Here is a 10,636-nt window from a genome sequence, read left to right as displayed (position 1 = left end):
CCGTCTCCCCCCGGAGCGGCCTGGCGGCGGATCTCCTCCGGGCGGTCGATCGGCCCACGGGAACAAGGCCGACATTGGGCTCAGAGCAGGAAGACGGCGACGGTGGTGGTGAGGAGCAGCATGGTGACGACGGGCCAGTAGAGCAGTCGTGCGGCCATGTTGCCGTTCCAGCAGCCAGGCCACCAGGGCGAGCCCGACCACCGAGCAGACCAGCACCACGGCCAGGCGGCGGCTGTGCAGCATCACCTCGTGCACCGGCTCGTCGATCCCGGCGGCGACATCGGCGAGCACGAAGAGGACGACGGCGAGGCCCGCCGTGACGATTCGCGACGGGCCCCAGCGGGCACGGGTGGGCACGGGTGGGGCAGGTGGGCGAGGACATGGCGGCTCCGTGGGCGAACGGGGGTGTGTTCAGAGGGTGACGGCCTCTCAGGACGCCTGCGGCGGTGCCCGGCAGGGGTTTGTCCGCCCCGCGAGGGCTGATGCATGATGGGACGACCCGGAACGATCAGAGCCCGGACCTGGAACTGCAGGGTGGTGGCGGATGGCGGGCAGCGCTCCGTGGCGCAGGCTGCGCGGCCGGCGCAGCGAGTGCGGAGTGCTGGACCAGGTGATCGCCGGGGCCCGGGAGGGCCGGGGCCAGGTCCTCGTGCTGCGCGGCGAACCGGGGGTCGGCAAGTCTGCCCTCGTGGAGTACCTGGTGGAGCGGGCGAGCGGGTGCCGTGTCCTGCGGGCGGTCGGTGTCGAGTCCGAGATGGAGCTGGCGTTCGCCGGACTGCACCAGCTCTGCGTGCCCCTGATGGGGCGGCTCGACCGCATCCCCGGCCCCCAGCGCGACGCCCTGTCCGTCGCGTTCGGCCTGAGCGCGGGGACCGCGCCGGACCGCTTCCTGGTCGGCCTGGCGGTGCTCAGCCTGCTGGCCGAGGCGGCGGAGGAGCGGCCGCTGGTCTGCGTCGTGGACGACGCCCAGTGGCTCGACCGGGTCTCCGCCCAGACGCTGGCCTTCGTCGCCCGGCGGTTGTTGGCGGAAGGGGTGGCGCTGGTGTTCGCGGCGCGCACCCCGGGGCCCGGCGCGGACGGCGACCCGTTCGGGGGGCTGCGCGAGATCGCGGTCCGGGGCCTGCGCGACGACGACGCGCGGGCGCTGCTGGAATCGGTGGCGCCCGGGCGGCTGGACGAGCGGGTCCGGGACCGCATCGTCGCCGAGACCCGCGGCAACCCGCTGGCCCTGCTGGAACTGACCCGGGGGCTGTCGGCGGCGGAGCTGGCCGGCGGGTTCGGGCGCCCGGACGTCCGCCCGCTGGCCGGCCAGATCGAGCAGGCCTATCTGCAGCGCATCGGCGCACTGCCCGCCGCTGCCCAGCGGCTGCTGCTGGCGGCGGCCGCGGAGCCGATGGGGGACGCGCCGCTGCTGCGGCGGGTCGCCGAGCGGCTCGACCTCGGCCCGGACGCCGCGGGAGCGGCCGAGGCCGCGGGGCTGATCGAGTTCGGCACCCGGGTGCGGTTCCGCCACCCGCTGGTCCGCTCGGCGGCCTACCGCGCCGCCGACCCCACCGTGCGCCGGGACGTGCACCGCGCGCTGGCCGAGGCCACCGACCCCGCCTTCGACTCGGACCGCCGGGCGTGGCACCGTGCCCACGCGGCGGTGGACCCGGACGAGGCCCTGGCGGGCGAGCTGGAGCGGTCGGCCGGCCGGGCCCAGGCCCGCGGTGGGATCGCGGCGGCGGCGGCCTTCCTGCGGCGCGCGGCCGAACTGACGCCCGATCCGGCCCTGCGGGGCACCCGCGCGGGTGCCGCCGCCCAGGCCGCGTTCGACGCCGGATCCCCCGAGGCGGCGCTCGAACTCCTCGACGCGGCCCGGCTCGGCCCGCTGGACGAGGTGCAGCATGCCCGGATGGCCCGCCTGCGTGCCCAGGTCGCCTTCGCCCGCCGACGCGGCGGAGAGGCGCTGCCCCTGCTGCTCGACGCGGCCGGCCGACTGGCGCGGGCCGGGGACGCGTCCGCGCGCGAGGCGTACCTGGACGCCCTCGGATCGGCGGTCTTCGCCGGCCGCCTGGGCCGGCGGACCGGGGTGCGGGAGGTCGCCGAAGCCGCCCGCACGGCACCGCTCGGGGTACTGCCCGCACGGCCCACGGACCTGCTCCTCGACGGCTTGGCGGCCTGGTTCCTCGACGGCTGCGCCGAGGGCGGGCCGCTGCTGCGGTCCGCCCTGGGGGCCTTCCGGCAGGCCGCCGTCCGCGAGAGCGGCGACGCCATGCGCTGGCTCTGGCTGACCTGGCTGGTCGCCGGGGAGCTGTGGGACGACGAGGCATGGCACTGGATGACCGAGCAGGCGGTCCGCTCGGCCCGCGAGGCCGGCGCCCTCAACGTCCTCCCCCTGGCGCTCGGCTACCGGGCCGCCCTGGCCGTGCACACCGGCGACTTCGACCTCGCGGCGGCGCTCATCGACGAGGCCGACACCATCGCGGAGGTGACCGGCCAATCGCCGATGGCGTACCCCGCGCTCCTGCTGACGGCCTGGCGCGGCGAGGACGCGCGGGCCGCCGAGGTGATCCGCGGCGCCGCCCGGGACGCGACCACATGGGGCGAGGGGCGCGCGATCGGCCAGGAGCACTACCTCGTCGCCGTCCTCCACAACGGCCTCGGCCGCTACCAGGACGCCTTGGCCCACGCGGAACGGGCCGTTGCGCACGAGGACCTGGCCGTCCACGGCTTCGCCCTCGCCGAACTCGTCGAGGCGGCCGCCCGCGCCGACGCCCCCGAGCGGGCCGCGGCGGCCCTGCGCCGGCTGGAGGACCGCGCCGGGGCGGCCGGCACCGACTGGGCCCTCGGCGTGCTGGCCCGCTCGCGCGCCCTGCTGGACGACGGCCCGGGTGCCGAGCGGCTCTACCGCGAGGCCCTGGCCCGCCTCGAACGCGGCCGCAGCGCCGTCCACCTGGCCCGCACCCACTTGGTGTACGGCGAGTGGCTGCGCCGCGAGAACCGGCGCGGCGACGCGCGCGGGCACCTGCGCACCGCCCACGAGCTGCTGCGGGGGTTCGGCGCCAAGGCCTTCGCCGAGCGCGCCCGGCGCGAACTGCTGGCCACCGGCGAGACGGTCCGGCCGCGCCCCGCCGACGCGGGCGCGCCGGGGCGCGAGGCCCTCACGGCCCAGGAGGGCCAGATCGCCCGTCGGGCCGCCGACGGCCTGACCAACTCCGAGATCGGCGCCGAACTCTTCATCAGCCCCCGCACCGTGGAATGGCACCTGGGCAAGGTGTTCACCAAGCTCGACGTCAAGTCCCGAAACCGGCTCCGCGCCGCCCTGGCCGACGCCTGAAGGCCGGCCCTCGCAGGCCCCCCGGGAGCCCCGGGGACACCCGGGGGTCGACCCGGGGTTCCCCGGGCGCCGGCCGACGGGCCGGGGCGGCAGGCTGGGCCCGGCGGCGCCGACCGGCGCCGCGCGCGAGCGCGGCCGCCCCTGGGGGGACGGCACCGCGGTCCGCGCCAGGAACGACCGCGCGCCGGGCTCGGGGATCCGGGCCCGGCCGGGACCGAAGGGGAGGCCGGCCGGCCCATGACTCAGGAGATGCTGGGGCGCAGCCGCGAGTGCGGGGCACTGGAGGAACTGCTCGACGCCGTGCGCGGCGGCCGGAGCCGGGTCCTGGTGCTCCGCGGCGAGCCGGGCGTGGGGAAGACCAGACTGCTGGAGCACGCCGCCGCCCGGGCGCGGGGACTCCGGACCGCCCGGGTCACCGGCGTCCAGTCCGAGATGGAGCTCCCGTACGCCGGGCTCCACCAGCTGTGCGCCCCGTTCCTGGACCGGCTCGGCCGCCTGCCGGCCCCGCAGCGCGACGCGCTGGGCACCGCGTTCGGCCTGACCGCGGGCACCCCGCCGGACCGCTTCCTGGTCGGCCTCGCCGTGCTGAGCCTGCTCGCCGACGCCGCCGGACAGGACCCGCTGCTCTGCCTCGTCGACGATGCCCAGTGGCTGGACGAGGTCTCCGTGCAGACGCTGGCCTTCGTCGCCCGGCGCCTGCTCGCCGAGCGGATCGGCCTGGTCCTCGCCGTGCGCGAGCCCTCCCTGGAGCCCAGGTTCACGGGGCTGCCGCAGCTCACGGTCGGACGGCTCGGCGACAGCGACGCCCGCGCCCTGCTGGACTCCGTGGTCCCGGGCCGGCTCGACGAGCGCGTCCGCGACCGCATCGTCGCCGAGACCCAGGGCAACCCCCTGGCCCTGCTCGAACTGCCCCGCGGGCTCGGCCCCGAGGAACTGGCCGGCGGCTTCGGACGCCCCGACGCGCGGCCGCTGGCCGGGCAGATCGAGCAGAGCTTCCTGCACCGGATCCAGGCCCTGCCGCCCGCCGCCCGGCACCTGCTGCTCCTCGCCGCGGCCGAACCGGTCGGGGACGTCGCCCTGCTGGCCGAGGCCGCCGCCCTGCTGGGCATCGAAGACTCCGCCGCCCCGTCGGCCGAAGCCGCGGGCCTGGTCACGATCGGCACCCGGGTGCGGTTCCGGCACCCCGTGGTGCGCTCGGCGGCCTACCGGGCCGCCGCGCCCGAGGCCCGGCAGCAGGTGCACCGGGCCCTGGCCGAGGCGACCGACCCGGACACCGACCCCGACCGCCGCGCCTGGCACCTCGCCAACGCCACCCCGGGGCCCGACGAGGAGGTCGCCGCCGAACTGGAGCGCTCCGCCGGCCGGGCGCAGGCCCGCGGCGGGGTCGCGGCCGCCGCCGCGTTCCTGGAACGGGCGGCCGAGCTCACCCCCGACCCGGCCGCCCGCGCCGGCCGGGCCCTGGCGGCCGCCCAGGCCAAGTACCAGGCCGGCGGCTACGACACCGCGCGCGAACTGCTGGACGCCGCCGCCCTCGGCCCGCTCGACGAGCGCCGACTCGCCCAGGCGGACCTGCTGCGCGGGCGGATCGTGTTCGCCTCCCAGAACGCCGGCGGCGCCCTGCCGGTGCTGGTGCGGGCCGCCGGCCGCCTGGAGGCGCTGGACACCGGACTCGCCCAGCAGACCTACCGCGACGCGCTGCACGCCGCCCTCATCATCGACCGCCCGCCGAGCGGCGCCACGCTGGCCGACATCGCCCGGGCCGCGCTCGCCGCACCGCCCGGGCCGCCCCCGGAGCGCAACGACCTGCTGCTGCGCGGCCTGGCCGCGATGACCGTCGACGGCTACCGGGCGGGCGCGCCCACGGTGCTGCGCGCCCTGGGCGCCCTGTGCACCGAGGAGGTCTCCGCGGAGGAGGGCCTCGGCTGGTTCCCGCTCGCCGCCAGGATGGCCTTCAACGTCTGGGACTTCGACAGCAACACGGTGCTCTCCGCGCGCCTGGTCGAGCTGGCCCGCGGGACGGGCGCGTTGTCGGTGCTGCCGTCGGCCCTGCTGCAACTCGTCTCCAATCGTGTCCTGGCCGGCGAACTCGACCACGCGGACGCGCTCATCGCCGAGGCGCGGGCGATCGGCGAGGCCACCGGCAGCCGCTACCTCGCCCACTACGCCTCCCTGGTGACCGAACCGTGGCGGGGCCGGGAGGCCGAGGTGCTCAGGGCGACCGACGCCATGGCCCGGGACGCCGGCCCCCACCGGGGCAGGCCGGGCGACGTCCCCGGCTCCGGCGAGTGGGCGAAGGCCGTGCTGTACAACGGGCTCGGCCGCTACGAGGAGGCCTGCGCCGCCGCCGAACGCGGCGTGGAGAGCCTCCAGGAGCTCGGCCTCGCGATCAGGTCGACGGTCGAGCTCGTCGAGGCCGCCGCCCGCAGCGGCCGACCGGCCCGCGCCGCCGAGGCGGCCCACCGGGTCGCCGACCTGGCCCGGGCCAGCGGCACCGACTGGGCCCTCGGCACCTCCGCCATGGTGCGCGCCCAGGTGAACGCGGGAGCGGCCGCCGAGGCCCTCCACCAGGAGGCCGTCGAACGCCTGGGCCGCACCGGGGTCCGGATCACCCACGCCCGCGCCCACCTGCTCTACGGCGAGTGGCTGCGGCGGGAGAACCGCCGGGCCGACGCCCGCGAGCACCTGGGCACCGCCTACCAGGCGCTGAGCCGGATCGGGGTCGAGGGCTTCGCGGAGCGCGCGTGGCGGGAGCTGCGCGCCACCGGCGCGACGGCGCACCGACGCCCGGCCGAGTCCCGGACCGCACTCACCGCCCAGGAGACCCAGATCGCGCGCCTGGCCGAGGGCGGGATGACCAACCCCGAGATCGGGGCCCAGCTGTTCCTCAGCCCGCACACGGTGGAGTGGCACCTGCGCAAGGTGTACACGAAGCTCGGTGTCACCTCCCGCAAGCAACTCGGCGGCGCCCTGCCCGACAGCGCGGCGGCCACGGCCTGAGCCCGCGCCCGAGCCCCGGCTCCCGCCGGCGGGGGTGCCCGCCCCGGTACCCCCGGGGGTGGCCGCCACGGGGCACCGGGGCAGCGGACCAGGCACCTTCCGGGGCGTCACGGCGGGGGCCGCGGCGGGAGCGTGTTCCCTGCGGGCATCGACGGATGCCGCAGGCGAAACGGAGCCGTGATGAGCGTGTTGACAGACCTGCCCGGGACGCGTCCGGACACCCGGCCGCCCGCCGGGGAGGCCACCCTGGACGAGGCCGCGGCCGCCTTCGAGGAGCTGCGGCCCCGCCTCTTCGGCGCCGCGTACCGGATCCTGGGCAGCGCGGTCGAGGCGGAGGACGTGGTCCAGGACGTCTGGCTGCGCTGGCAGCTGACCGACCGCTCGGCGGTGGTCAGCCCCGCGGCCTTCCTGTCCCGCGCCACCGCCCGGCTGGCCCTCAACGTGGCCCAGTCCGCCCGGGCGCGCCGCCAGACCCCGCTCGGCCCCTGGCTGCCCGAGCCCGTCGACACCGGCAGCGACCCCGAGGCCGGCGTGCAGCGGGCGGAGGAGCTGGCGTCCGCGCTGCTGGTGGTCCTGGAGCGGCTGACGCCCAGGGAGCGGGCGGTGTACATCCTGCGCGAGGCCTTCGAGTACGCCAACGCCGACATCGCCGCGATGCTGCGCCTCAGCGCCGTCAACGTCCGCCAGATCACCAGCCGGGCCCGCCGCCGCATCGGGAGGCCGTCGACCCGACGGAGCACCGGTTACTGCTGGCGGCCTTCGTCGCGGCCGCCCGGGCGGGGGACACCGGCGCCCTGGAGTCGCTGCTGGCGGCGCGGTGAACGGGGCCTGCGCAGCGGTCCCGGGCACCGCCGGAACCGCGCCGCCCCACCCGCGGCGCAACGGGAGGGGCGGGGTCGGCCCGTTGCGCCGACCCCGCCCCGCCCGCCGCCGGGGAGGCCCGCAGGCCCGCTATCGGCGGATCACCCGCAGGTGGTCCCGGACGTCCTGCCAGGAGGCGAACGTGCCCACGCCGTTGACGGTCAGGGGAGGCGTGGACGGGACGGTGGTGATGTCGATCGCGAACCTGGAGATGGAGCCCCAGGCGCCGCGCAGCGCCCGCAGCCGGGGGGTCGATATCTCGAAGAAGGCGCCGCCGTTGCGCCCGGCGACGACCGGGTCCCAGGTGTCGCGGAAGTCGGTGAACCGGGCCGCCTCGGAGAAGGCGCCGATCAGCTTGATCAGCGCCCGGGCGACGGCGGCCCGGCCGGCGGCCTCGCCCAGCTGCTGGTCGGCCCTGCCGACGGTCTCGGCCGAGCCGATGAATCTCGGCCGAGCCGATGAATCCGTTCAGCCACTCGATCGACGGCTCGTCCCCGGCGGTGGCGACGAGCGAGCCGTAGCTGCCGCCGAAGGCCAGCGTGTTCACCTGGCCGCCGCGGCCCATCTCGGTGCGCACGTTCTCCGAGGCGTCGTTGAACGCGTACAGCTTGCCGCTCCTGGTGCGGAAGCCGCCGACGTAGAGGCTGGCCGGGTTGAAGTAGAGGCTCGACAGCTCGTTGCCGTCCTTGTCCTGGATCCGCAGGGCGATCAGGCCGGGCGGCGTCGCCTGGGTGAGGTAGACGTCGTCGTCGCGGAACTGCCGCCCCGCCGCCTGGCGGAGCCGGATGAGCGCCGTGTGGTACCCGGCGACGTTGCCCCCGGTGTAGTTGTGGTCGAGCTTCACCTCCACGACCTTGGTGGTGCCGTCGGGCGTGTCCGCCCGGGCCGGGGACGCGGCCCCGAGGCCGGGGACGGCGACCGCGGCGGCCACGGCGAACGCCAGCAGGGCGCGGACCCCGCGGCGCTTGAGAACTGTTGTTGTCATTCGGTGCTCCCGATGGGTGGTGCCGGCCCGAGGGCCCGGCGTCGGAGGGGGCGTTCCCGCTCCCGAAGAGGAAGACCGGGAACGCCCCCTTTCTGTGACAGACCGTCAGTGATCAGTCAGCCCGGGCCACTTCAGGGCCCACAGGCAGGACGTCACCGCGTCCCGGGTCGTTCACCGGGAGACCTCCTTCCAGGTCCACTTCCAGGTCCACAGGTCCGCGGCGGCGAGGCTCTCGGTGACGGCGAGCCCCCGGGCGTTCCCGCGCGAGGTGAGGTAGAGGCGCTGGCCGGTGGCCGTGCGCTGGGTCAGCAGCACGCCCGCGGTGGCGTGCCGGTCCGGCGTGTCGGTGCACCACAGGTAGCTGGGGTGGTCGGGGCGGAACGCGTCGAGGGTCAGGAGCGCCTCGTGCCGGGGGTACGGGTCGGAGGCGGAGGTGTTGACGTACCTCCCGTTGTTGACGAGGTAGTAGCAGTAGTCCTCACGGATCCGGCCCGCGGAGACGGTGGTGAACTGCCCGCGGGCGCCGTTGTCGTCGACCACCAGGTCCAGCGGGAGGCCGGTGCCGGTTCCGGCCGGCACGCCGACCACCAGGTCCTGAGGATCGTCGTCCTGCCGCAGCAGCTCGTCCACGTCCAGCGCCTCGCCCTCGGGTTCCTGGAAGAACCACCGCTGGGAGGCGTCCTCCGAGTCGAAGTCGCGGAGCATCACCTCCTCTCCCTCGGGCCCGTCGACGGCGGCGAGCACCTGCGCGGTCTCGGCGTTCAGCACGACCCAGGTGCCGTCGTCCATGTCGATGACGCTCCAGATCTGCGTGAGCCCCCGGTCGCCTTCGGGCAGCAGCACCGCGGGCGTGTTGAGCAGGCCGAACTCCTGGCTCAGATAGGTGCGGGTCGTCCGGTGCAGGATGCGGAACTGGTCCGGGTGGTCGGCGGCCGGCTCGAACACGAGGGTCTCCATGTCGCGGTTGCCCCGGTCGACCGGCCGGGTGCCGAGCGTCCGGCCGCTGCCGCCCGTGCCGCCGCCGGGCTTGCTGCTGGGGTAGGGCGCGTAGGTGCTCCTGGCGGAGCGGGCGGTGCGGTCCCCCTTCGGCTTCTTCTTCTTAGGGGCCGGCGTCGGCGTCGGCAGTGGATCGCCCGGCGCGGGGGAGAGCGTGAAGGCGACGGGGTAGTGGTCCGAGGTCCGTACGGACTCGACCCGGTCGGCGCTGGTGAAGTACACCTGCGGTTCGGGTCCGAAGCGCGCCGAGATCGCCCCGAAGTCGTAGTTCCCCGGGGGCTGGTCGCCGTTGACCGGGTAGGTGTGCTCCCGGGCCCCCTGGACGTCCCACAGCCTGCTCATCGTCCGGCGGAACGTACCGAGATCGGTGTTGAAGTCGCCGAACACGGCGGTGGGCAGCCCCTGCGGCGAGGCCACCCGGGACCTGATGGCGTTGAGCAGGCCGGTGGCGTTCGCGCCGCCGCCGGTGTCCATGTGCACCGTGAAGTAGATCGTTCCGCCGACCCGCACGCCGAGCGCCGGCCGGGAGAGGCCGGTCCCGGGCGAGGCGACGACGAAGATCCGCCCGCCGCCGGTGGGGTCGCCGGGGTCGAAGGCCCGCTCCCGCGTCCAGACGGCCAGGTTCATCTGGCCGACCCCCGTGGTGTTGGTGTCCGTCTGCAGCCAGTACAGATAGCCGTCGACGCCGTTCAGGGTGCGCCGGTACTCGCGGACGGGGGGCATGTCGATGACCTCGCCCGCGGAGTTCCGCCGCTGGTACGTGCTCTGCGGGATCGCGATGTGTTCGGCGTTGATCCCCAGCGGGAAGGGCGGGGCGCCGGCCTCCTGGAGGAGGATCACGTCGGGCCGGTGGGTGGCGACCAGCTCCTGCAGGCTGGTCCGCCACTTGTCGGCGCTGTTGTTCGACCCCGTGATGGACCGGCCGCGCATGTTCCAGGTGATCACCTTTCGATCGCCGTCGGCGCGCGGGTCGAGCTCGCCGCCGGTGTACCGCAGGAAGAGGGAGTGCCGCCTGCCCACGTCGAGGGGCACCACCCCCGCCCCGGTGTAGTCCAGCGTCTCCCGGCCGGTCCAGTCGGCGATGGCCTGCCCGCTCTGGCCGAGCGGTTGGAAGCGGTCCGGGTCCTGGCTGTCGGAGCCGAACTGGAAGGCGGTGCCGGTCCGGGTGCCGTAGGGCCCGTACGGCTCGAACGGGCCGCCCGGGACGGTCTGTTTGAGCATCGTGTTGTTGTAGAAGACGTTCTGCGGCCCCGAGGAGCCGGACCACTTCCCCGCCTTGGGGCCGGCCGCCCACCAGATCGGGTACCACGTCCCGTCGTCCGTCTCGCCGCCCTCGCCGCCGCAGTTGGCCTGGCAGCTGCCCGAGCGGTGCTCGTACGGGATCCGCAGGGTGTTCTGCTCGAACAGGTTGTGGTGCTCCCAGCCGCCGTGCAGGTTGAGGTCGGAGTCGAGGTCGTTGCGGAAGGCGACGTTGCCGC

At 75.9% G+C, this 10,636-nt stretch carries 5 protein-coding genes and 2 pseudogenes; 3 read left to right on the top strand and 4 right to left on the bottom strand.

The window, feature by feature from the left end; all coding sequences use genetic code 11:
- Positions 1-357, bottom strand: a 357-nt coding sequence (locus VR45_RS47255) for a hypothetical protein (protein WP_159394374.1), incomplete at its 3' end; no start/stop codon positions are given.
- Positions 358-544: 187 nt separating this feature from the next.
- On the opposite strand from VR45_RS47255, the gene VR45_RS27340 reads away from it, so the two are divergent.
- The 3 genes and pseudogenes from VR45_RS27340 to VR45_RS44500 form a co-directional block, all read left to right on the top strand.
- Positions 545-3,319: a LuxR family transcriptional regulator gene (locus tag VR45_RS27340; RefSeq protein WP_078896871.1), complete on the top strand. Its 2,775-nt coding sequence runs from the start codon at positions 545-547 to the stop codon at positions 3,317-3,319.
- Positions 3,320-3,556: 237 nt separating this feature from the next.
- The gene (locus VR45_RS27335) at positions 3,557-6,316 is read left to right on the top strand and encodes a LuxR family transcriptional regulator (RefSeq protein ID WP_045942506.1); all 2,760 of its coding nucleotides are present in this window, start codon (positions 3,557-3,559) and stop codon (positions 6,314-6,316) included.
- Between the two features lie 180 nt (positions 6,317-6,496).
- Positions 6,497-7,125: pseudogene (locus tag VR45_RS44500) on the top strand (sigma-70 family RNA polymerase sigma factor); the annotation flags it as partial.
- 142 nt (positions 7,126-7,267) lie between these two features.
- Here VR45_RS44500 and VR45_RS50675 read toward each other — a convergent pair.
- The 3 genes and pseudogenes from VR45_RS50675 to VR45_RS27320 all read right to left on the bottom strand — a co-directional run.
- Positions 7,268-7,528 (bottom strand): hypothetical protein, encoded by a 261-nt coding sequence (locus VR45_RS50675; RefSeq protein WP_353612722.1) that lies wholly within the window; start codon positions 7,526-7,528, stop codon positions 7,268-7,270.
- 145 nt (positions 7,529-7,673) lie between these two features.
- Positions 7,674-8,162 (bottom strand): annotated as a pseudogene (locus VR45_RS50670) (ribosome-inactivating family protein); the annotation flags it as partial.
- A 171-nt stretch (positions 8,163-8,333) separates the two neighbouring features.
- A partial coding sequence (locus VR45_RS27320) for an endonuclease/exonuclease/phosphatase family protein (RefSeq protein WP_045942503.1) occupies positions 8,334-10,636 on the bottom strand: 2,303 nt, incomplete at its 5' end.

The organism is Streptomyces sp. NRRL S-495 (assembly GCF_000966955.1).
GTDB lineage: Bacteria > Actinomycetota > Actinomycetes > Streptomycetales > Streptomycetaceae > Kitasatospora > Kitasatospora purpeofusca.
This window is presented reverse-complemented; position numbering and strand designations above follow the sequence as displayed.

What these genes read in the sequence shown, in the direction of transcription:
- VR45_RS27340 (WP_078896871.1), top strand. Translation starts at nt 545, where the DNA reads ATGGCGGGCAGCGCTCCGTGGCGCAGGCTGCGCGGCCGGCGCAGCGAG.
- VR45_RS27335 (WP_045942506.1), top strand. Translation starts at nt 3,557, where the DNA reads ATGACTCAGGAGATGCTGGGGCGCAGCCGCGAGTGCGGGGCACTGGAG.